The organism is Paenarthrobacter sp. PAE-2 (genome assembly GCF_026013155.1).
Lineage (GTDB): Bacteria > Actinomycetota > Actinomycetes > Actinomycetales > Micrococcaceae > Arthrobacter > Arthrobacter ureafaciens.
This window is the reverse complement of sequence record NZ_JAPDNV010000007.1, coordinates 161,392-181,781: the sequence shown is the minus strand read 5'-3', so window position 1 is coordinate 181,781 and position 20,390 is coordinate 161,392. Positions and strand designations below refer to the sequence as shown.

Genomic DNA, 20,390 nt, shown 5'->3' with positions numbered 1-20,390 from the left:
GCTCCAGGAACTCCCGCAGTTCCAGGATCGCTTGCGTGGTTGCGCCCCAGGTCGTTACCCGCGAGATATAAGTCCCCGCACGTGTTCCTGGCATCCGAACGCAGACCTTCGCATCGCGTTTGGAAATATCAAGCCCAGCGGCCCGTTCATGCACGATATCCATCGCATCCTCCTACCCTGCAACTCCTTTGGTTGAGTGCCTGCCGCGGGGAGGATTGAAAAAATCAGGAATCTAACACTCGTGCTCAAAGCAACAATCCACGGCGCCCGTGGAGTCCTCCGGGTCACGCTACTTGACGGGCTCTAAGGCACCAAGGTCGCACGGCCTCAACCACAGCAGACAATCCCATGATCCCCCGCCACCCCCGTCAACAACAGACCACTCCCACCGTGAGAACACTTTCTAACACCACGGTGCGGCAGCGCCGCCTGAGCGCTACTTGGGTGCGGGGTGGGGTGGTTGGGTGGGTTCGGGGTGGGGTGGGTGGGTTGCTTCGTGGCGCGCTGCGATGGTGGCTTCCACCATGTCCTTCATGAAGCGCTGCACCAACTCCAACTCTTCCGGAGTGTAGGCTCCCATCGCTTTGCCCATCCGCAGGGCGAGGGGAAGGAACATGGCGCTGCCATCCTGGTAGGCCTTGGGAGTCATGTGCAGCTGGACCTGCCGGCGGTCGGAGCCCAGGCGCTCGCGGGTCAGGTGACCGGATGCATGGAGCCGGTCCACCAGCGCCGTGGTGGCGGGCGAGCTCAGCCGCAACTCGCTGCGGAGAACCCCGGGGGTTACTACGCGGCCTGCCGCCGAGTGGCGCATGATCACGGCCAGGGCGTTGAGGTCGGTGCGGTGCATCTCCTTTCGCCCTCCGGCCGCGTCCACGTAGTGGTTGGCCTCGAGGGTGAAATCCTGCAGAACGCGCACGAGGTCCTGCGTCAGCCCACCTTGAGGCGGCCCGCCGGGCGGGGACCCGTCCGGTTGCGCCCCGGGCCCGGGCGGCCCGCCGGGCATGGCCCCGGGTTGCGGAGGCTCCGTGGCCTCGTCAGCACCATGGGGGTGTTCGGCCCAAGTCTCAGCCATGCTCACCCTCCTGCTTTCATGTTTGCCGCCTTCCGGATACTACTCCCGCTCCGGACCTGCGAGGTATTTCCGAATCAGAGGATTGGAATAGTTCCACCATGGAGATACTCTATTGTCTAATAAATAGTAACCCCGCCCACCCCTCCCTGGAAGAAGGACTCATGACATCGAAGGTGCCTTTCTGGCTCAGATGGTTAGTGCCGGTGGTGCTCGTCATCACGTGGCTCGGCATCGCGGGCATTGGTGGACCGACGTTCGGCCGGATCGACGAAGTCTCCTCGAACGACCAAGCATCGTTCCTGCCTGCAAGCGCTGAAGCGACCGCCGCAGCGGAGTGGCAAGCCAAGTTCCGCGACTCCGAGGAAATTCCCGGCGTCGTCATCATCGAGAACGACTCAGCCTTCACACCCGCGCAGCTCGGCGAAGCAGCCAAGCTGAAGGCCGACATTGAGGCACTCAAGCTGGGCAGCGCCGTCGTGGGCCCTATTCCGTCGGAAGACGGCAAAGCTGTCCAGTTCATCGTCCCCATTGCGTCCTCGGATGAGCTGCGCGAGAAGGTCAAGGAGCTCCGCGACGTGGTCCAGCCCGGCGCGCCCGATGGCATGCAGGCTTTCGTGACCGGACCCGCCGGCCTCACAGCGGACCTCGTGAACGCCTTCGGCGGCATCGACGGCATCCTTCTCCTGGTGGCCCTCGGCGCGGTGTTCATCATCCTGCTCCTGGTGTACCGCTCAGTGGTCCTGCCGATCGCCGTGCTGCTGACCTCGGTCTTTGCGCTGTCAGCAGCCATCCTGCTGGTCTTCGGCATGGCAAAGGCAGGCTGGATCCAGCTCAACGGCCAGAGCCAGGGCATCCTCTCCATCCTGGTGATCGGCGCGGCAACCGACTACGCGCTCCTCTACGTTGCCCGGTTCCGCGAGGCGCTGACCCACACCACCAACCGAACGCAGGCAGTCCTCACCGCGTGGAAGGCGTCGTTCGAACCGATCCTGGCCTCCGGCGCAACCGTCATCATCGCGCTGCTCTGCCTCCTCTTCTCCGACCTGAACTCGAACAAGGGCCTCGGGCCTGTGGCCGCGGCCGGGATCGTATGCGCCCTCCTGGCGGCACTGACCCTCCTCCCTGCTTTCATGGCCTTGCTGGGCCGCGCCGCCTTCTGGCCCTTCCGGCCCAAGCTACTGCCCGACGACGAACGCGAACCTGAGCTGGTCACCGGACTTGAGGGGCAAAAGGGTCTGTGGCGCCGTGTGGGTTCGCTGGTTTCCAAGCGGCCGCGCATCGTATGGGTCGCCTCCGTCCTGCTCCTTGCGGTCGCTTCGATCGGCATCACGCAGTTGAAAGCCAACGGTGTTCCGCAGACCGACGTCATCCTGGCCAAGTCCGACGCCGTCGACGGCCAGGCAGCGCTGGCGCGGCACTTCGACGCCGGCAGCGGCAGCCCCGCCGTCGTGGTGGCTTCCGAAGGCAGTGCCCGGCAGGTGCTGGACGAGGTCAAGGCAACCAACGGCGTCAGCGACGCCTACCTCCTGGCCGAAGGCAACATTCCCGTCACCGGGGCTCCGGGAGCGCCGGCTGACCCGGCCGTCCGCGACGGGCGGGTACTCATCAACGCGACCCTCAGCTCCGCGGCGGACTCGCTCGAGGCGGAAGAGACCGTCAAGGAACTGCGGACGTCACTGAAGGAAGTGGATTCCGAAGCGCTGGTGGGCGGCATCACGGCTACCGCCCTGGACACCAACACCACCGCCCAGCGGGACCTGGTGGTGATTATTCCGATCGTGCTGGTGGTCATCCTCTTCATCCTGATGCTCCTGCTCAGGTCCGTGGTGGCCCCCGTGCTGCTGGTGTTGTCCGTGGTGTTGTCCTACGGCGCGGCGATGGGCGTCTCCGCATGGGTCTTCAACGGGATCTTCGGATTCTCGGGTGCCGACGCCACGGTTCCGCTGTTCGGCTTCGTATTCCTGGTGGCGCTCGGCGTGGACTACAACATCTTCCTGATGAGCCGCGTGCGCGAGGAATCGCTCAAGCACGGCACCCGGCCAGGGATCCTCCGCGGCCTCGGCGTCACCGGTGGCGTCATCACGTCGGCAGGCGTTGTCCTGGCGGCCACGTTCGCGGCCCTCGGTGTCATCCCCATCATGTTCCTGGTGCAGTTGGCGTTCATTGTTGCCTTCGGCGTGCTGCTGGATACCGTCCTGGTGCGCTCGCTGCTGGTCCCTGCCCTCGCCTACGACATCGGAGACAAGGTCTGGTGGCCGAGCAAGCTAAGCCGTGGCAGCTCCCGGCCGCGCGTCCAGGCAAGCGACCAGGACAAAGCGCCTGTGAGCGGATAACCCTTGATTGCTTGGCGGGTACTTGTTGCACTTGATGGGTACCCGCCGAGTCAAGGAGATTTTGTGAGCACGCAACAGCTGATCATCATAGGGTCCGGCCCCGCCGGCTACACCGCGGCAATCTACGCCGCCCGCGCGGGCCTCAAACCCTTGGTCCTGGCCGGTTCCGTAACGGCAGGCGGGGCCCTCATGAACACCACCGAAGTGGAGAATTTCCCGGGGTTCCCCGAGGGTATCCAAGGCCCGGAACTGATGGACGGCCTCCAGACACAGGCGGAAAAATTCGGCGCAGAAATAGTGTTCGACGACGTCACGTCGGTGTCACTGCAGGGTCACCTTAAGTCCGTGGTCACCGGGGCAGGGGAGACCCACGAAGCTCCGGCCGCCATCCTTGCCACCGGATCCGCCTACAAGGAACTCGGTCTCCCGGAAGAGAAGAAACTGAGCGGACATGGAGTGTCCTGGTGTGCCACGTGCGACGGGTTCTTCTTCCGCGAGCAAGACATCATCGTGGTGGGCGGCGGCGACTCCGCCATGGAGGAAGCAACCTTCCTGACGCGGTTCGGGAAGTCCGTGACCGTGGTGGTGCGCAAAGGCGAGCTGCGTGCCTCCCGCATCATGGCCCAGCGGGCGAAAGACAATCCAAAGATCCGCTTCGCGTGGAATTCGGCGGTGACGGCCATCCATGGCGATTCCAAGGTCACGGGCGTAACCCTCACGGATACGCGGACCGGTGAAACCCGCGAGCAGGCGGCAACGGGGATCTTCGTTGCGATCGGGCACCTGCCCCGCACGGAGCTCGTGGCCGGCCAGGTTGAGCTCGACGCCGAGGGCTACATCAAGGTGGATTCGCCCACCACGTGCACCAACCTGTCCGGGGTCTTTGCGTGCGGCGATGCCGTGGACCACCGGTACCGCCAAGCGATCACCGCCGCGGGCACCGGCTGCGCGGCCGCGTTGGATGCGGAACGCTACCTCGCAGCGCTGGATGACGTGGACAGCATTGCCACGGCATTGGTGGAGGAACCGACGCATTTCTAGGTGCAATTGAGCAGGGCTACTTGGTTTCGTTCGGGTGGCTCGTGTGGACCTGCTCCAAATAGACAGTTTGATCTACGACGAAGAACCAGATGCGCGCATCGCCTTTGAGCGTAGGCTTGTGCTGCCAGCGTTCATGGACGGAACCCTGATGAGTTACATGGCCGAGCTCACCACGCAGAGGATAGTTAGTGGGCGTCTTGAGCTGCGGGGTCCGCGTGAGAAAGTCCCACGTATCGGCCAGGGCGTTGCGGATGGTGGCGCGAAGATCAACCCAGCCGCGTTTCGCCTGAACGGATGCAAAACGAAGATCGTACTCGCTCTTCTTCGTTGGACGCTCAACCTTTGTCTCTTTTGCCATCCCTAGGGTCGCTCTACGTTTTCGACGGCATCAAGCCACTCAACCGGCTCCTTGCCCAACCCGGCGGCGATGGCCGTTGCAGATTCCCGCCAAGACGTGAGTTCGGAAATCGCCAGATGTGGCTGATTTGTCGCGAAAGATGCCCTGGCCGCAGCCAGGATCTGGCTTGCGCACGCTTCCTGATCAGCCGGACTTAGTGCAAGCATCCAGGGAAAGCGATCGCTCATTTTGCTCGCGAGTGTTCCATCTGTACTTGTTGATACAGCAACCAGTTGAGCGGCCAATTCCAAAAGGGACGCCCGTGCGAGATCTGCACTCTCGGACATGAGTACCAAGGCCTCACCGTCTCGACGAGTGACTCGAACGGGATGGTCGGAAGCTGCCGCAAAGACCTCCGCGGAGGAACGACTAAGTTCAGACGACTGAAACGTTGTCCTGGAAGTAGTGGGGGTACTCATATCAAGATTATATTCAGAACGTGATCTGAACTCAATTACTCTTCCACAGAGAATGCGGAGCACGAGGTGCTTGCTGGCGGACCGGCCGTAGCTGCGCCGTGGCGTTTATAGGCCTAGGCGCCGGGCGTGCTCTTGGCGCGGTACGCGTCTGCCGGGTAGACGCCAAGGACCCGGACCTCGGTGGTGAAGAACTCGAGTTCCTCCAAGGCCCGCCGCAACCTGGCGTCTTCCGGATGGCCTTCGACGTCGGAGATGAACATGGTGGCCGTGAACTCGTTACCCACCATGTAGCTCTCAAGCCGCGTCATGTTGAGGCCGTTGGTCGCAAATCCACCCAGTGCTTTATACAGTGCGGACGGAACGTTGCGGACGCGGAACACGAATGTGGTGATAGCCGGGCCGGGAAGCTCCGCCTTGGTGGGAAGGGCAGTCTCCCGCGCCAGCACAACGAAGCGGGTGGTGTTGGTGGGATCGTCTTCGACTCCCGAGGCCAGCACCTCCAGTCCGTACAGCCCGGCAGCAAGCGGCGGGGCCAGGGATAACTTGCGGGGATCGTTCCAGTCCCGCACCTCGCGGGCCGAACCGGCGGTGTCACCGGCGATGACAGGCTTCAGCCCGGCTTCCCTGATGATCTTCCGGCACTGGCCCAACGCGTGGATGTGGCTGTGGACTTCCGTTGCCCCTTCGATGGTGGCGCCCGGGATTCCCAACAGGTCAAAACGGATAGGCAGGAAGTACTCGCCCACAATCTGCAGGCTGGATTGTGGAAGGAGGATATGGATGTCCGCCACGCGCCCGGCAATGGAGTTCTCGATCGGGATCATGGCCAGGTCCACGTCGCCGTTGGATACCAACTCAAAAACATCCTCGAAGCTGGCGCAGGGCACGCTCTCGTATCCGGGGTACATTTCCTTGCAAGCGAGGTCGGAATTGGCTCCCGGCTCGCCTTGGTACGCAATCTTCTGGGCCATGGTGCTCATGGTTTCACGCGAGGCATAGGGCTGCGCAAAAGCGTCCACCTTGTGGCCGGTCCGTAGCGAAGGCCGGTGCTCACCATGCCACGTCGAGGCCGAAGTGCTTCTGCAGCTCTTCCAGGCCGAAATCAGTCACCTTAAGCGCCCGGGTGTGCGGAATGCGGAGCACCCATCCGCTGGCAAGGGAATGATCGCAGATGGCTGCGCCCACGTTGCCGGCCAGGTGGTACTGGCGTCCTGTCCAGTCCAGGCAGGTCCGTACGAGGGGCCTGGTGCTCTTGGTACTGATGGAAATCCCCATGTCCTCCAGATGCCGGGCACCCTCGGGTGTCAGTTGCACTCCTGAGCCGACGTTGATGATGTCCTTGGTGACCAGCGCCTTCATGAGACCGATACCCAAATCTCCTGCGAGGTGGTCGTAGCAGGTGCGGGCCCTGCTCAGTGCCTGGTCCTGGGTGACTGCTTTGTAGGAACGAACGTTGCCCGGCAGTGGCTCTACGTGGCTGGCCATGGCTTCGATCAGTTCTGCCATCCGCGCGTCCTCGATGCGTACGTACCGATGCCTGCCTTGCCGGACCTCAACGAGGACGCCTGCGTGGATGAGCTTGTTGAGGTGTTCGGTGGTTGACGATTTGGGAACCCCGGCATAGCTGGCCAGCTCTGTAGCGGTCCATGCCCGTCGATCCAGCAGTGCCAGGCAGAAAGTTGCACGGGTCCTGTCGGCAAAAAGAGCGGCGAAAGAAGCCATTCCTTTGCCGCGCGGAAGAACGTCGGTAGCCATGGGTCCATTATCTGCGAGCCGCAGTTCGGTCCAGGCCGAACGGTCGCAGACCTAGGATTCTGAACCATGGCACATCCGGAATCAGTACATAGTGAAGTGAAGCCCAAGATCCTCTACTTCGGGACACCCGTGGTCCTGATCAGCACAGAGAATGCCGATGGTTCCTTCAACCTCGCACCTGTTTCATCCGCCTGGGCGCTGGGGCATTCCATAGTCTTGGGCCTTGGGGAAGACGGGCACACCCTCAGCAACCTTCGCTCGCGTCCCGGGTTGACCATCAATTACCCGGAACCACACCTGTGGGAAGCGGTTGAGCGGCTCGCTTCACTGACCGGAGCCAATCCCGTTCCGAAGACGAAGCCTGCCCAAACCACCTACCGTGCGGACAAGTTCGCTGCCGCTGAGCTGAGCCAGCAAAGCTCGGTTGGTGTCCGGCCGCCCAGGGTCAAGGAATGCGGTGTCCAACTTGAAGCGAAGGTATCCGGGATCTCGCCGTCCGCAAGCGGAGGGTTTGCGATCGTCGAATGCGGGGTCGAAAAGGTGCACGTTCGCCAATCCCTGGTCATACCAGGCACGCAGCACATCGACCCCGGGCGATGGGAACCGTTGATCTACAACTTCAGGCATTACTTCGGTCTTGGGAAGGAGCACGGCTTCTCCTACCGTTCGGAAACGCCGGACCGGAGCCTCCAGACGGGCCGGAGCCTCCAGACGGGCCGGAGCCTCCAGGCGGAGCTTCAGCCAGACGAGCCAGCTTCCGCTACCTGCAGGTATGCCCCACAATCGGTCTTGTGACTCTCGCATCCTTCGCTGCTTTCGCCGGGCTTTGCCTGGTGCTGTCCGTAACGCCGGGCCCTGACACCTTCCTGGTGCTGCGCATCGCTTTGAACAGGCCGAGCGCCGGAATTGCTGCCGCTGCCGGCTCGGCGGGCGCGGCGATCGTCTGGGCAGCGCTGGTAGGCGTCGGTCTCGCCGCGATCCTTGAGCAGTCTGCCGAGCTGTTCCGGTGGATCAAGATCGCCGGGGGCCTCTACCTGCTCTACCTCGGCATATCCTCCTTCATCAAGTCCCGTAAAGCCGCCAAGGCCGGCACATCTGGGGACGGCCAGGACGCACCCCTTCCGTACAGCAGGCTCTCCGCTGTGGGTGCCGGGGCGTTGTCGACGTTGCTCAACCCCAAAGTGGGCCTGTTCTACCTGGCCGTGGTCCCGCAGTTCATCCCCCACGGCGGAGACACCATGGGAACGTCCCTCATCCTGGGTGTCACGGTGGCCGTCATTGCCTTCGCCTACCTGTCCATGGTGGCCGTGGTGGCGTTCAAGGCCATGCGGTGGCTCAAACGCCCCAAGGTGAACACTGTGGTTGAACGGACCAGCAGCGGAATCATCGCGGGATTGGGCGTGGGCGTGGTGGCGTCGGGGGCTACCACCTAGCCCTGCGTCCCCTTGTAACTGGAACGCGCGGTGCCACAATTGACCCATGACCGCAGCGTGGTCGATTCGTGGAGGATTCCGCAGTGGGCCGGATCCCGGTGCGCTGCGCCGGCCGTTCTTCATCGCCGCCGTCGTCGTATTTGCGTTGGTGGTCCTCACCGAAGTGGGCATGTCGCTGGTACTGGGCCAAACCGCCGTCGAACCTGTTTCTGCCGATGAGGCAGGGAAGCTGGGCGTCCCGCTGGATGTCTTCCTGAAAACGCAAAGGGCCGACGCCGATCCGCCCGGTACCGGCATAGGTTTCCTCGCGTTTTTGGACGGCTTGCTGCTGTTCACGGTGGTGATGCTCGGACTGAGCCTGATCATGGACCTGCGCGCCTACGGGCGGATCCAAGGCATCGTGACCCTGGTGGTGACGTTCCTGTGGGTGATCGCAGCTTTTCTCACCGCGATGCTGGCCCTGGCCAAGCTGTTCCTGATGATCGGGCTGTTTGTGGCCACACCGTTCGGGACGCTGGCCTACCTTGCACTCTGGGGAAGCTTCCCCAAGGGGCAGGCCGCAGCCATCCTGGGCCTATTGTTGCTCCTGAAGATCGTGTTCGCGGTCCTGCTGATCCTGAGCCAGCCAAAGTTCTTCAAGGTCACGGGGCTGGTGTTGCTGCTGGCAATCTCCGTGCTGCTGCAGGTGATCCTTGGGGTGATCCACGGCTTCCTGCCGGGGCCGCTGGTCTCCATAGGGGACCAGTTTTGGGCACTCATCACCGTGGTTGTGGCGCTGGTGTGGGCCGTGGTGATGCTGATTGCCTCCATCCCGGCGATCATCAATGCTCTCCGGGTGAGTGGCTCGGTGGGGGACTAGCCCGGAAGTCGAGCTAGCCGGGTTCGCGGGAAGCCTGCGCTTTCGCAGGGAGGCTTGCCCACCACCCGCACGTTTCCCGCGAAGCCGCCGCGTGGGAGGTCCCGCGAAGCCGCCACAAGGGAGCCCGGAAGTGTGACAGCTTGTAGAGTCGACCCGTGCGAGCAGTGATTTTTGACGACGTCCGAAGCCAACCCCACGTAAGGGAAGTTGCCGTCCCCGAAGCGCCTGACGGCGGTGTAGTGGTCAAGGTTGTGGCCACGGGAATGTGCCGCAGCGACTGGCACGCCTGGGCGGGACACGACGACATCGCCCTTCCGCACGTTCCGGGCCACGAACTCGCAGGGGTGATCGCCGCCGTCGGGCGTGGCGTGACGCGCTGGAAGGCCGGCGACCGCGTCACCGTCCCGTTCGTCTGCGGTTGCGGCACCTGCGAATGGTGCCTCGCCGGGGACGCACAGGTTTGCCCGGACCAGCAGCAACCCGGGTTCACTCATTGGGGATCATTCGCCGAGTACGTGGCCCTGCACGCTGCGGACAGCAACCTGGTTGCCATTCCTGACGGCGTTGAATTTACGACGGCGGCAAGCCTCGGCTGCCGCTTCGCCACCGCATACCGGGCCCTCGCTGCCCGGGCAAAGGTGAAGAGCGGAGAATGGGTATCGGTCGTTGGCGCCGGGGGTGTTGGCCTGAGCGCTGTGATGATCGCCAAGGCGCTGGGGGCACGGGTGGTGGCGGTGGACCGGAACCCGGAGGCGCTCGCCGTGGCGGCCCGCCTGGGTGCCGACCATACCGTGCTGGCTGACGGCGCGGACATTCCCGAAGCCGTCAACCGGCTGACCGGTGGTGGCAGCCACGTGGCGATTGACGCCGTCGGAAGTGAACAGACGTGCGCCGACGCGATCCTTAGCCTTCGCCGGAGGGGTCGCCACGTGCAGATCGGCTTGTTGCCTTCCATTAACGGGCACCCGCGCGTCCCGATGGATCGGGTGATCGGCTGGGAGCTTGACCTGCTGGGCAGCCACGGCATGGCAGCGGTGGACTATCCGGGCATGATGGCGCTCATCGAGCAGGGCGCGTTGCAGCCGCAGATGCTCATTGAACGGACCATCGGGCTGGAGGAAGCGGCGGCCCTTTTGCCGACCTTCGACACAGCGACCGTGGCCGGGATGACCATGATCGACCCGGCGCGCTAATTGTCCCACCTGGCCCAACTGGGTCGCAGCACCGCGCGTTTTGAGCCGTCAAAACGCGCACAAATGCGACCTGCTTGGGCTAGTCTGCGGGGCGGTTGCGGTACCCGGCGAGGAAGTGCGAGATCCGGCGGACGGCTTCCTCGATGTCCTCGACGGCGGGAAGGATCACGAACCGGAAGTGGTCCGGGGTGGGCCAGTTGAAGGCCGTGCCGTGGGAGACCAGGATCTTCTGTTCCTGCAGGAGCTGGAGGACGAACTTCTCGTCGGAGTCGATCGGGTAGATCTCCGGGTCCAGCCGGGGAAAGAGATACATGGCGCCGGCGGCGGGAACACAGGAGACCCCGGGAATGGCCGTCAACAGCTTCCACGCCAGATCGCGTTGTTCCCGCAAGCGGCCACCGGGACGGATCAGGGCCTCGATGCTTTGGTAACCGCCGAGGCAGGTCTGGATGGCATGCTGTGCGGGAACGTTGGAACACAAGCGCAGGGAAGCCAGCAGTTCCAAGGACTCCCGGTAGGCGGCGGTCGCGGCGAGGGGCCCGGTCACCGCTACCCAGCCGGCACGGTAGCCGGGCATCCGGTAGGCCTTGGACAGTCCGCTGAACGTCAGCACGCAAATGTCGTCCGCAATGGAAGCCGTGTGGATGTGCGGGGCGTCGACGTACCGGATCTTCTCGTAGATCTCGTCGGAGAACAACACAAGATCGTGCTTCCGGGCGAGCGCCGCGAACTGGTCCAGGATGTGCCGGGGGTAGACGGCGCCGGTGGGGTTGTTCGGGTTGATGATCACGATTCCGCGGGTGCGAGGGGTGATTTTGGCTTCGACGTCGGCCATGTTCGGCCACCACTGTTCGTCCTCGTCGCAGAGGTAGTGGACGGCTTTGCCGCCAGTGAGCGTGACGGCCGCAGTCCAGAGCGGGTAGTCCGGCGCAGGTACCAGGATCTCGTCGCCGTTCTCCATGAAGGCCTGCAGCGTCATGGAGATGAGTTCGCTGACCCCGTTGCCGATGAAGATGTCCTCCACGCCGATGTTCATCAATCCGCGCGTTTGGTAGTACTGCGAGATGGCTGTGCGGGCGGAGAAGATTCCCTTGGAGTCGCTGTAGCCCTGGGCTCCGCGGATGTGGTGGATCATGTCCACCACCACGGACTCCGGCGCTTCGAGTCCGAACGGGGCGGTGTCTCCGAGGTTCATCTTGAGGATGCGGTGCCCTTCGGCTTCCATGACCTTGGCGGCCTGGAGGATGGGACCACGGAGTTCGTACCGGACGTTCCGGAGTTTGCTGGAGTGCTGCATCGGGCGCATGGTTGATCTTTTCATGTCGCAAGGCCAAGCGAGTAAAAACGCCTCAAGGTTGCAGCCTCTGGACGCAGAACTGCGGATTGGTCTTGCAGATGTTGGGCAGGGGGTCCAGGACGATGATCGAGCGTGGCTCGGTCCGCACCAGGACCAGGGCGTTGACGTTGACCTTGGTACCGACGTCGGGATTCACGCCCACCACCACGCACGGCCGGAAGAGCGGCTCAAAAGCGGAACCGAAGCATTGCGAGCCCTGGGTGAAGTCCAGCTGAATTTTCGCAGCTTGGAACGCAGTCTTGGCGTCCTCGATGCGCTTGCCCAGGACGTCCGGCACTGTGGGGCGCGCAGGAATGGCGACCTCGATGTTGACGGTGCTCCCGCGGCCTGCGGTTTCGCCGCCATTCGGGGTCTGCTTGACCACGGTGCCTTCGGTCTCGGCGCTTTCCACCTGGTTGCTGCCGACCTTGAACCCGGCATCCGTGAGGATCTTCACCGCTTCGGCCTCCGGTTTGGCCTTCACGTCCGGGACGTTGGCGTCCTTGAAGATGAAGAACAGGATTGCGCCGACGATCGCCAGGAGCACCACCCCGCCGATGATCACCCACAACCACGGGAACGGTTGCGGCGGCTTGGGTGCCTCGGCCGCCGGCACCTTCAGGGTGACCACATGCGCCTGGTCGGCGTAGTCCTCGGGGGCGTCATCCGCGGAATAGGCGATCAACTTCACGGGGTAGTTCCCTGCCGTTGCGCCCTTGGTGTCGAAGTTGACCACGTACTGTTCGGTGGCGCCGGCGGCTACGGTCCGGAGCGGGTTGGGAATGTCGGTGTACGTCTTCGACGGCGGATTGGTCACCTGTCCGGGGAAGGCGCCCAGGACCACGCGCTCGGCTTCGGGCGAACCGTTGGTGACTGACGCCGTGAGTGATCCTTTGCCGTCCTTGAGAACAACATCGGGGGAGCTCAGCGTCATGGTGATAGTGGTCATGGCATAACTCCTCTGTGGACGGTTGCGAGGGTAGTCAGGGTCATTTCAGCCTCCGGGTTCCAGCAACTGGAGCGCACAGGCGCCGATCAGCCGGCAGGTGATGCCCAGCTCTCCGCCCGCGGTCCCAAAGGTCAGGTCCACGGTCTTCCCGGGCCCGGACTCCTGCTGGGCGCGGGTCCCTTGCAGGAAGAGGGTCACCGTGACGGGCTGTTGGGGAGCGAGCCTGGCCCGCTTGGTGGGTGGCCCGAAGTAGAACAGCCCGCCGCCGAAATCCTTCACCGTGAGCGCGCATCCTCCGTTGACCACCAGCTGGGCGTCCGACACCGTGCAGGAACCATCCGTGACGGTGAAGTCCGCTGCGGTAAGCCGTGCGCCGCCGCCCGCTCCCGAGATGCCTGCCTGCCAGTCCGGGGCGGCATTGTTGTTACCGCCGCCGCAGCTGACACCGAACACCAGCACCAGGACCGCGACCACCCCGCAGGCGATCACCACCAGGATCGGCGTCCGGTTCTCCTTGTTCATCGCGGGCGACCATTCATTGCGGGCAACCGTTCATCCAACGTCACCCGGTTCCGGCAGTAGTACCAGCTGGTCCGTAACGTGCGCCGGCTTCATGCCTTTGACGATCCGGCCCACCAGCTCAAGGTGCTCGGCAGCGTCCGCAGGCACCAGCACCTTGATGTGGAACTCACCAGGAACGGATTCGACGGCGAACCCGGGGACGCCCGTCGCAAGGTGCAGGAACCGGGTGAGCCCATCCACTGTGCCCCGCCGGGACGAGAGGTCCGCCGCGGCTGCGATGAGGTCCCGCTGCCTCGCGACGGGAAGGGTGCCGGGACGTGTACTGTCCGCTGTGGCAGTGCCGGGATCGGGCAGCGTCAACCAGTCCAGGTCCACCCAGTGTGAGAGGAATGGAATCAACGACGCCGGTGCGCGCCTTGGGTCCGGAACGCTGTGGATGCGGTCCAGGACTTCCCGGACGGGCCCCTGCATGTCCTCGGCCACGGCCAAGAGCGCCCGCATGGCAGGGCTCGTGTCCGCGGCTACCTGGAACACCTCCGGGAGGACCTTGAGGAGCCTGGACCCTGACGGTTTCACGGGATCATCCATGGCCGTGGACCACCTCAATCCGATGGTCTCCGGAACAGAACAGCCACGTGTCCGGCAACGTCACCACATCCGCCACCACACGGCGTGTGCAGCTCGCCCAAGACACGGCGTTGTCCGTGCTGCGGTACACGCCCTTGGGCCCGGCTGCCAGCACCAGGGCCGCTCCGCCGGGGCCAACAGCGCCGGAAACAGACCGCACGGGCTCAAAGCGGGTACGGTCACGCAGGGGCAGGTTGCAGTTCACATCGGGGACGCTCCACTGCGCCGAGGCCTGTCCCAGCTGCAACCGGAGAACCCCGCCGCTTTGGGTGGCAGCGTAGGCGGCGTTGCCCATGACATGCACGCCCCAGCAGCTGCCGCCGGTCCACCCTGCACTGAACTGCTCCCAGGACTCCATGAACTGTTGGTCGAAGTCAGTCCTGCCCAGTTCATCAATCTTCAGCCGGAGGCAGCCCGTCCCTGTGCCCTCAGGAACCGCGCGCCCCACCCACACGTAACTTGCGCCGCCGTCGTACTGGACCGTCAGGCAGCGGATGTCCTCGCCGGCTGCCTTGACCTGTTTGAAGCTTCCGGCGGTTCCGGCGTCCGGGGAGAGCCACACGCCCGCCGACGCCTCGGCCGCCACCACCACGCCCGTCCTGCCGCGGATATCCACCAGGGCGTCTACGGCGTAGAAGCCGCGGTCCGGCTGGCTGGTGTCCACCACGTTCTGGACCGGTATGGCTCCTTCCGTGACGGGGAGTTCGTACAGTCCGCGCTCGCCGGCCAGGAGCAGCAGGGGCTCGCCCTGACGGTCCACCCAGCACAGGTCCGCCACCACAAAGCCGAGCTCCGCGGCCTTGCGCCATGACTCGCCAAGGTCCTCGCTGATGTAGATCCGGGAGCCCGTGCCAGTGACGGTGCTGACCGCCACCATGCCGGGGTGGCGTTCGGGTCCGGCGCGGCCGGGTGCGGGGGAGCGGAAAGGTGCAATGGAACGAACGGTCTCGTCGTCCCCGTCGGCGAAGTCAGCGCACGCCTCCCAGCCGTCAGCGGCATTCGTGGTCCGGAACAACGTCCCGTCCTGGCCTACGAACCACGTATTGTCCTGGCCCTCGGCCTGCACCAGTCCCACCGCATCGGTGTCCGGCACCTTGTCCACCTCCAGCCGGACGCGGTCAACGTACTGGACCCCGGGCTCGGCTTCCTCCATGGCCCGGTAGAGGTTGGAGACGCGCAACGGCTTGCCGAAGCCCGAACCGTAGGATGACGCATCGGAGCCCAAAGGACTGATGCTTTCGGACAAGCGGCCCACGATCCGGTTCTTCACAGCCTGGGCGTCCTCGTCGGGACGGACCACGATCCGTGCATCAACCAGCACCTGCTTATAGAGCCCCCACCGCACCACCGGTTCGGCGCCAACGGTGGATCGCCTGCGAAGATACGCTTCCACTTCGGAGCGCACCTCTTCCCGCGACTGGGCTTCGAGGTCCGCGGCGCGCACCGGACTGTGGCCGGGGCCGCGACCGGCGGGAACGAACGGCACCAGCACAATCTCCACTTCCCCCGGCCGCGCGAACGCCCACAAGTCCCTCCGCGTGAAGGCCCGCGCCCGCGCCACCCCGCCGTGGCGGCGTGCCAAAACCTCATAGTCGCGAACGGTCACCGCACGGTCACGCGCTTGGAAATCCTGCGGCGCGCGGCGAAGGGCGTTCTCCAACGACTCCCCGTCGCGGCCTCCCGTGGCAGGCTCCGGATTGGTCACCTTGGCCCCCGGCACCGGCGTCCGAAGCACCGTCAACTGCCCGGCCCCGACGTTGCCCGACGCGCCGCCGCCGCTGCGGTACCAGGCCCGGACCTCTGCTCCCGGACCGGGGACCAGCGCCGGGTCCGACCTCCCGGCCGACTCCTCGTCCCACCACGCGAACATCACGACGCCGGCACTGCGGTCGATCCGCACCGGCACCTCCCCGGGGCCCGCGTCGGCGAACGCCTCCACCTCCTGGCAATAACGGAAGGGTTTGCCGTCCACCAGCACCGCCTCGCCGCTGGCAAGCCGCGTCCCCGGTGGAACCTCGACGGCGATTGCCAGGCCGGCGCCGGAAACGATCGGTGCATTGGGGATCACCATGCTCTGGCCCGGCCTGCCTGTTCCCGTACCGATCGGGATGGCGTCGTACATGGTGACGTCGGCTGCAGCGACCAGCACGCTCGCCTGGCCGGACGCCAGAGTGGCTGCCGCCGTCGTCGTAAATAAAGGCTGTGATGTCCCCGGCACGCCTGGCGGGCAGCTGACCTGGGTGCCGCGCGGGATCCGGATCTCCTCGTCGGCATTCGCCGCGGACGCGCGGCTGAACTCCAACACCGTCTCAGCGCAGGATGGCGGATAAAGGGCCGTGCCGAGGAGGTTCAGGTAGACGGCGTAGAGCTTGTCCGGGACCCGGTTCACCCGGTACATGAGGGTATCGGTGAGGTACGCGAAGGCCTCCACGATGGTGATCCCGGGGTCGTGCACGGAAAGGTCAGTCCACTCGGGCGCTACCTGCCTGATGCGCTCGCGGGCCCCTGCCACAAGGTCGGAAAAATCGCGGTCGTCGAGGTTGGGGACGGGGATGCTCACGCCACACCTCCGGATTCGACGGGAAGGGCTATGACAATCTGGTCCTCCATGTGCGAGGTGCGGACCCGGTACTTGAGCCGCACCTCAAGGACCTCGGGAGCCTCCGGAGACCGCGAGGCATCCAGGGAAAGGACCGTGATCCTGCGCTCCCATTGCTCAACCGCCCTGGCCACATAGTGGATCGCCAGCCCGGCCGTGGTGTCGTCAGCCGGCGCGAAAGCCAAGCGGAACAGATGGCAGCCGTAGGTGGGACGGTTCACGCGTTCGCCGGGCCGGGTGCTCAAAAGGAGCAGGAGGGCCTGGCGGATGGAGGCGGCGTCGGTCACCGTGGCGAGCCGTCCCGCCGGAGTGATCCTCAAGCCTGGAGGCCCCGCCGCGGCGTCAAAGTCGGGGTGGATGAAAGCCGCTGATTTGTAGCGCGGGGTGCTCATCGTCCGCGGCTTCCCATGATTCGGCTCATGATCCGGCCCCCACCAGCGTCTGGCCCGGCCGGCGGACCGTGTACTTGACCGCGCCCGGAGGGGTCCCGTCCGTGAAACCCTCCACAGTGTCCAGGCACACGGCCTTGCCGCCGATCCTGATGAACGCCGAATAGCCCCTGATCACCGGCAAGGTCTTCCGGCAGGGCTTGATGTTGATGCTGATGTGCGGGCACATGGAGATGTCCCGGCCCTGCGGATCCGTTGCCACCAGGACGGGAGAACCCGTGACGCGCACCCACTCCTGCGACGGCACGTTCTCCACCTTGCCGTCGTGTCCGCACCGGAGGATGGCTTCTTTGACCAGGACCTTCATGCCGCCTCCATGCTCAGGCTTCCTCGAAATCCACAGACTTGGCCCTGATCTTCATGGCCCTGCCCGGAGCCTCCAGAACAAGGTCCGTCGCGGCGGAAATCCGGAGCTCGTCCGGCCCCAACTGCACGGAAGAGCCGTGCCCGTCGGTGAAGCTGACCGTGCGCGCACCGCCGTCGAGCATCATCTGTTGGCCGTCCGCGCTGCGGAACGTATAGCGGCTCTCGCGGGGCGTATTCACGTGATGGTCCGGCGGCTGTTCGGCGCCGTAGAGCCCGCCCAGGACGATTGCCTGGGCGGGGTCGCTCGCCGGGAGCAGAACCAGGACGTGGTCGCCGGGGGCGGGGGGCACCACCATTCCCTTGCCGGGGCCCGCGGCCGCCATGAGGACAGGTGCCCACGGGGTTTCCAGATCCGGATAGGCAGGCAGCCGGACCCGGACCCTGGCGCGGGCCTCGGGATCGTTGGTGTCCGCGATGGCCCCAAGGGTGAAAACGTCCGGCCTGCGTTCGGGGACGGGAGAGGACGGCCTGGTGGTCAGCGTGGTTTCGTAGCCGGTGCCGTCCAGCCTGTGTGCTGCGCTCGCGATCAAGTACGTTCCCTCAACGGACGCCGATACCCCGGTGATCCGGACCCGGCCACCCGCCCTGAGCTTCGGGTTGCCCTCCGCGATGAAAACACCCGACACCTGGCCTGCGATCCTGGCATCCAGCTCAGCCTGCGCAAGTCCGGCCGCGAGCGCCGGCGAGTCGAAGAGCTCGTTGTCCCGGATGACGTCGCCACCCGCGCCTACGCTGGTCAGGCCCGGGTCTGCGGTGACGTGGGCTTTGGAGTCGCTGGTGCTGGTTTCTGCTTGGTGGAGGGAAGCATCCTCCGCACGCCAGCCGTGAGTTGTTGCGCCGGCATAGGCGGGCTCCTGGCTGACCTCAATCTCGGCCGAGTGGAGCGTGGAGCCGAGCATCAGTTCCAAGGGTTCGCCTTCGCCGTCGAGCCCCACGAGCTTCAGGGTGCCGTCATGGACGATGGGGTAGGCCCCGACCCTGGCGCTTTGTTCAACCAGCAGGCTCAGGTCCGTGCGGGCGCACTGGTAGACGTGGCCCAGCCGCTCATTGCCGCCCACCACGCTCAGGCCGGTGCCTTCGCAAAGGGTTTTGGCCAGTGTTGCGAGGTCGGTGTCCTCGTGGAGCCGCGTGTATTGGCGTTTCCTCAGCCGGTGCAAGGCATCGTAGGCGCGGATGCGGATTTCCTGGCCGAGGTCGGCCCCGTAGCCGTACTCCACCACGGTCACTTCGCCGGCGAACAGCGCCGTCCGTTGGCCACCCAGCTCCACCCGGAGCGCGTCCCCGGGTGCGGGGTCCACCCCGCCGCGCGCCGCAGCAGTGCGGCCCGGGCCGGGGCGCCAGGAGATGAGGCATTGGGCCGGTCGCGCCAGGGAACTGAGGACATTAACGGAGACGATCGCTGCCGTTTCCGCCGTGGTGAGGCGTCGCCGGCCCAAGGTGACGATCAGCTCGGGAAGTCCTTGGAGTTGCCTCATGGCGCCTCGCCCATGGGTGGGACGGCCAGGGGGCCGTTGAAGTGCGCGGGGTCGTCCACGTTGTTGTATTCAAGGAGCAGTTTCCAGAGCAGGGGTGTCCCGAACGCTTCAATGGACAAGCGTCCCAACTCGGCCGGCGGCACCTCGGGAAGGAGCCCGCCGTCGGGAGTCAGTGCGTCCCGGTCTGTGCTGCCGTCGCCGGTCACCGGCAGGGTATCCACCGGCGGTGCGGTCAGGTCCACGGGAGGAAGCCTCCGGGCGAGTTCGTAGTTCTCCCCGCCTTCCTCGTCCGCGGCTTGTCCGACGCGGACGAACACCATCCGCATCCAGGAACGGAGGGGCGAACCGTCCGGGGCGAACCGGTCAAAGCGCTCCGCCACTTCCGTCACGATGCCCGGCACGTTCCACGCGCGGCCCCACACGAACCGGACCGACGGCGGCCGGCGCTGGCGTTCCACCTCGGCGCTGTTTTCCGCGAGCGCCCAGATGGGGCGGGTCATCTGGCGGACGTCCTGGACGTGGAGCGACGCCGGCGCGAGGTCGACGTCGAAGAGGAGATCCAGCCGCAATTCGGTGTGGCCGCCGCCCGTGAAGAGGAGGGGATCGTCGGCCAGTCCGGTGCCGCTCAGCTTGCCGCCTGCGCTTCTTCGGGGCTCAACGCCGGCGGAGCGTTGCATCACCACCGTTTCCGGGTTGAGGAGGCAGCCCAGGTGTTCCCCGGTGTCCTCTATCAGGAAAGCGACCCGTTCCATGTCAGAGCGCTCCGTGTTCCTGGTTAATCCGGGTCTGCCGGGCCATGGCGCTGCTCAGGGTTGCCCCGTCCACAGGTGCTGACCGGGGAGGCCGGGGAACGAGCTCGGGCCACACCCCGGGAAGTGCCGGAGCCGGCGTGTGTGCGTTGGCATGGGCGCGGTTCTGCCGGGGTTGGCTGCGTTGCGGGGCCTGCTGTGCGCTCTTTGTTGGTTCGTTGGGACGCAGAGCGGGCCCCGCACCGGGTGTGCTTGTGGGTGCTTGGAGTGTTTCAGGGTGGGAGGGCGCGCGAAGCTTAAGGGTTGGGGTTCGTTGTGGGGCCTGCTGTGCGCTCTTTGTTGGTTCGTCGGGGCGTAAAGCGCGCTCCGCAAGGCGTGTGCTTGTGGGTGCTTGGGGTCTTTCAGATTGGGCGGGTGTACGAAGCCGCAGGACGGGGGTTCGTTGTGGGGCCTGCTGTGCGCTTTCCGGGTGCTCGGAAGTACGCAGAGCGGGCCTCGCACCGGCGGCCGGCTCAACCTGTGGTGCCTGCTGTGCGGTCTTTGTTGGTTGGTTGGGGTGCAGAGCGGGCCTGGCAACGGGAGTGCTTGTTGGTGCTTCGGGTGTTTCGGGTTGGGAGGGCACGCGAAGCTTTAGGGTTGAGGTTCGTTGTGGGGCCTGCTGTGCGCGCCACAGTCGCGGGATAGCACGCAGAGCAGGCCCGGCAACGGGTTGTTCGGCGGTGGGCTCAACGTATGGTGCCCGCTGTGCGCGCCAAAGCCGCGGGATAAAACGCAGAACGGGCCTTACAACGGGGTTGGGAGCTGCGGGGTTGGGAG

20 protein-coding genes are annotated in these 20,390 nt (G+C 65.2%); 6 read left to right on the top strand and 14 right to left on the bottom strand.

Annotated features, from left to right (window positions below; genetic code table 11):
* Nucleotides 1-436: 436 nt before the first annotated feature.
* On the bottom strand, nt 437-1,003 hold the full coding sequence (locus OCL88_RS06685; RefSeq protein ID WP_410869033.1) for a MarR family winged helix-turn-helix transcriptional regulator: 567 nt from the start codon (nt 1,001-1,003) through the stop codon (nt 437-439).
* A gap of 230 nt (nt 1,004-1,233) precedes the next feature.
* On the opposite strand from OCL88_RS06685, the gene OCL88_RS06680 reads away from it, so the two are divergent.
* Both OCL88_RS06680 and trxB read left to right on the top strand, forming a co-directional pair.
* Nucleotides 1,234-3,405, top strand: a complete 2,172-nt coding sequence (locus tag OCL88_RS06680; RefSeq protein WP_264961995.1) for an MMPL family transporter — start codon at nt 1,234-1,236, stop codon at nt 3,403-3,405.
* 63 nt (nt 3,406-3,468) lie between these two features.
* Nucleotides 3,469-4,446, top strand: a complete 978-nt coding sequence (gene trxB / locus OCL88_RS06675; protein ID WP_264961994.1) for a thioredoxin-disulfide reductase — start codon at nt 3,469-3,471, stop codon at nt 4,444-4,446.
* A gap of 16 nt (nt 4,447-4,462) precedes the next feature.
* On the opposite strand, the gene OCL88_RS06670 is transcribed toward trxB, so the two are convergent.
* From OCL88_RS06670 to OCL88_RS06655, 4 genes are all read right to left on the bottom strand, one after another.
* Nucleotides 4,463-4,804, bottom strand: coding sequence for a hypothetical protein (locus tag OCL88_RS06670; RefSeq protein WP_166186580.1), 342 nt, complete (start codon nt 4,802-4,804; stop codon nt 4,463-4,465).
* 2 nt (nt 4,805-4,806) lie between these two features.
* Entirely contained in the window at nt 4,807-5,262 is a 456-nt protein-coding gene (locus tag OCL88_RS06665) for a prevent-host-death protein (protein ID WP_264961993.1), read from the bottom strand.
* Nucleotides 5,263-5,375: 113 nt separating this feature from the next.
* The gene (locus tag OCL88_RS06660) at nt 5,376-6,233 is read right to left on the bottom strand and encodes a prephenate dehydratase (protein WP_264962004.1); all 858 of its coding nucleotides are present in this window, start codon (nt 6,231-6,233) and stop codon (nt 5,376-5,378) included.
* Nucleotides 6,234-6,312: 79 nt separating this feature from the next.
* The gene (locus tag OCL88_RS06655; protein ID WP_264961992.1) at nt 6,313-7,017 is read right to left on the bottom strand and encodes an ArsR/SmtB family transcription factor; all 705 of its coding nucleotides are present in this window, start codon (nt 7,015-7,017) and stop codon (nt 6,313-6,315) included.
* A 66-nt stretch (nt 7,018-7,083) separates the two neighbouring features.
* Here OCL88_RS06655 and OCL88_RS06650 point away from each other — a divergent pair, with 66 nt between their 5' ends.
* The 4 genes from OCL88_RS06650 (at nt 7,084) to OCL88_RS06635 (ending at nt 10,502) form a co-directional block, all read left to right on the top strand.
* Nucleotides 7,084-7,812: a flavin reductase family protein gene (locus OCL88_RS06650; RefSeq protein WP_264961991.1), complete on the top strand. Its 729-nt coding sequence runs from the start codon at nt 7,084-7,086 to the stop codon at nt 7,810-7,812.
* Nucleotides 7,809-8,450 carry a LysE family translocator gene (locus OCL88_RS06645; protein ID WP_264961990.1) on the top strand — a complete coding sequence of 214 codons (642 nt, stop codon included), beginning with the start codon at nt 7,809-7,811 and terminating at the stop codon, nt 8,448-8,450. Before OCL88_RS06650 ends, OCL88_RS06645 begins: the two co-directional genes overlap by 4 nt.
* Nucleotides 8,451-8,496: 46 nt before the next feature.
* A complete protein-coding gene (locus OCL88_RS06640) occupies nt 8,497-9,309 on the top strand; it encodes a DUF2244 domain-containing protein (RefSeq protein WP_264961989.1) in 813 nt (270 codons plus the stop codon).
* A 155-nt stretch (nt 9,310-9,464) separates the two neighbouring features.
* Complete coding sequence (locus OCL88_RS06635; protein WP_264961988.1) at nt 9,465-10,502, top strand: zinc-dependent alcohol dehydrogenase family protein; 1,038 nt, start codon at nt 9,465-9,467, stop codon at nt 10,500-10,502.
* Nucleotides 10,503-10,581: 79 nt separating this feature from the next.
* Here OCL88_RS06635 and OCL88_RS06630 read toward each other — a convergent pair whose 3' ends face one another.
* Genes OCL88_RS06630 through OCL88_RS06590 form a run of 9 tightly spaced genes read right to left on the bottom strand, consistent with a single transcriptional unit; the run spans nt 10,582 to nt 19,577 of the window.
* Nucleotides 10,582-11,808, bottom strand: a complete 1,227-nt coding sequence (locus OCL88_RS06630) for a pyridoxal phosphate-dependent aminotransferase (RefSeq protein ID WP_166186585.1) — start codon at nt 11,806-11,808, stop codon at nt 10,582-10,584.
* A 43-nt stretch (nt 11,809-11,851) separates the two neighbouring features.
* Nucleotides 11,852-12,787 (bottom strand): PASTA domain-containing protein, encoded by a 936-nt coding sequence (locus tag OCL88_RS06625; protein ID WP_264961987.1) that lies wholly within the window; start codon nt 12,785-12,787, stop codon nt 11,852-11,854.
* 45 nt (nt 12,788-12,832) lie between these two features.
* Complete coding sequence (locus OCL88_RS06620) at nt 12,833-13,309, bottom strand: hypothetical protein (RefSeq protein ID WP_166186571.1); 477 nt, start codon at nt 13,307-13,309, stop codon at nt 12,833-12,835.
* Nucleotides 13,310-13,339: 30 nt separating this feature from the next.
* Nucleotides 13,340-13,897 (bottom strand): phage tail protein, encoded by a 558-nt coding sequence (locus OCL88_RS06615; RefSeq protein WP_264961986.1) that lies wholly within the window; start codon nt 13,895-13,897, stop codon nt 13,340-13,342.
* Nucleotides 13,890-16,496, bottom strand: coding sequence for a baseplate J/gp47 family protein (locus OCL88_RS06610; protein ID WP_264961985.1), 2,607 nt, complete (start codon nt 16,494-16,496; stop codon nt 13,890-13,892). The genes OCL88_RS06615 and OCL88_RS06610 overlap by 8 nt, the downstream gene beginning before the upstream one ends.
* The gene (locus OCL88_RS06605; protein ID WP_021472895.1) at nt 16,493-16,927 is read right to left on the bottom strand and encodes a GPW/gp25 family protein; all 435 of its coding nucleotides are present in this window, start codon (nt 16,925-16,927) and stop codon (nt 16,493-16,495) included. The genes OCL88_RS06610 and OCL88_RS06605 overlap by 4 nt, the downstream gene beginning before the upstream one ends.
* A 25-nt stretch (nt 16,928-16,952) precedes the next feature.
* Nucleotides 16,953-17,291, bottom strand: a complete 339-nt coding sequence (locus tag OCL88_RS06600) for a hypothetical protein (RefSeq protein WP_021472894.1) — start codon at nt 17,289-17,291, stop codon at nt 16,953-16,955.
* Between the two features lie 13 nt (nt 17,292-17,304).
* Entirely contained in the window at nt 17,305-18,825 is a 1,521-nt protein-coding gene (locus OCL88_RS06595; protein ID WP_264961984.1) for a phage baseplate assembly protein V, read from the bottom strand.
* Nucleotides 18,822-19,577 carry a hypothetical protein gene (locus tag OCL88_RS06590; RefSeq protein WP_021472892.1) on the bottom strand — a complete coding sequence of 252 codons (756 nt, stop codon included), beginning with the start codon at nt 19,575-19,577 and terminating at the stop codon, nt 18,822-18,824. The genes OCL88_RS06595 and OCL88_RS06590 overlap by 4 nt, the downstream gene beginning before the upstream one ends.
* Nucleotides 19,578-20,390: the final 813 nt, after the last annotated feature.

Bases quoted from the DNA above. Each gene is read 5' to 3' on its own strand.
- OCL88_RS06650 (WP_264961991.1), top strand. From the start codon at position 7,084: ATGGCACATCCGGAATCAGTACATAGTGAAGTGAAGCCCAAGATCCTC.
- OCL88_RS06660 (WP_264962004.1), bottom strand. From the start codon at position 6,233: ATGGCCCAGAAGATTGCGTACCAAGGCGAGCCGGGAGCCAATTCCGAC.
- OCL88_RS06595 (WP_264961984.1), bottom strand. From the start codon at position 18,825: ATGAGGCAACTCCAAGGACTTCCCGAGCTGATCGTCACCTTGGGCCGG.
- OCL88_RS06625 (WP_264961987.1), bottom strand. From the start codon at position 12,787: ATGACCACTATCACCATGACGCTGAGCTCCCCCGATGTTGTTCTCAAG.
- OCL88_RS06655 (WP_264961992.1), bottom strand. From the start codon at position 7,017: ATGGCTACCGACGTTCTTCCGCGCGGCAAAGGAATGGCTTCTTTCGCC.
- OCL88_RS06620 (WP_166186571.1), bottom strand. From the start codon at position 13,309: ATGAACAAGGAGAACCGGACGCCGATCCTGGTGGTGATCGCCTGCGGG.
- OCL88_RS06665 (WP_264961993.1), bottom strand. From the start codon at position 5,262: ATGAGTACCCCCACTACTTCCAGGACAACGTTTCAGTCGTCTGAACTT.
- OCL88_RS06685 (WP_410869033.1), bottom strand. From the start codon at position 1,003: ATGCCCGGCGGGCCGCCCGGGCCCGGGGCGCAACCGGACGGGTCCCCG.
- OCL88_RS06600 (WP_021472894.1), bottom strand. From the start codon at position 17,291: ATGAAGGTCCTGGTCAAAGAAGCCATCCTCCGGTGCGGACACGACGGC.
- OCL88_RS06630 (WP_166186585.1), bottom strand. From the start codon at position 11,808: ATGCGCCCGATGCAGCACTCCAGCAAACTCCGGAACGTCCGGTACGAA.
- OCL88_RS06670 (WP_166186580.1), bottom strand. From the start codon at position 4,804: ATGGCAAAAGAGACAAAGGTTGAGCGTCCAACGAAGAAGAGCGAGTAC.
- OCL88_RS06680 (WP_264961995.1), top strand. From the start codon at position 1,234: ATGACATCGAAGGTGCCTTTCTGGCTCAGATGGTTAGTGCCGGTGGTG.
- OCL88_RS06615 (WP_264961986.1), bottom strand. From the start codon at position 13,897: ATGGATGATCCCGTGAAACCGTCAGGGTCCAGGCTCCTCAAGGTCCTC.
- OCL88_RS06640 (WP_264961989.1), top strand. From the start codon at position 8,497: ATGACCGCAGCGTGGTCGATTCGTGGAGGATTCCGCAGTGGGCCGGAT.
- OCL88_RS06605 (WP_021472895.1), bottom strand. From the start codon at position 16,927: ATGAGCACCCCGCGCTACAAATCAGCGGCTTTCATCCACCCCGACTTT.
- OCL88_RS06590 (WP_021472892.1), bottom strand. From the start codon at position 19,577: ATGGAACGGGTCGCTTTCCTGATAGAGGACACCGGGGAACACCTGGGC.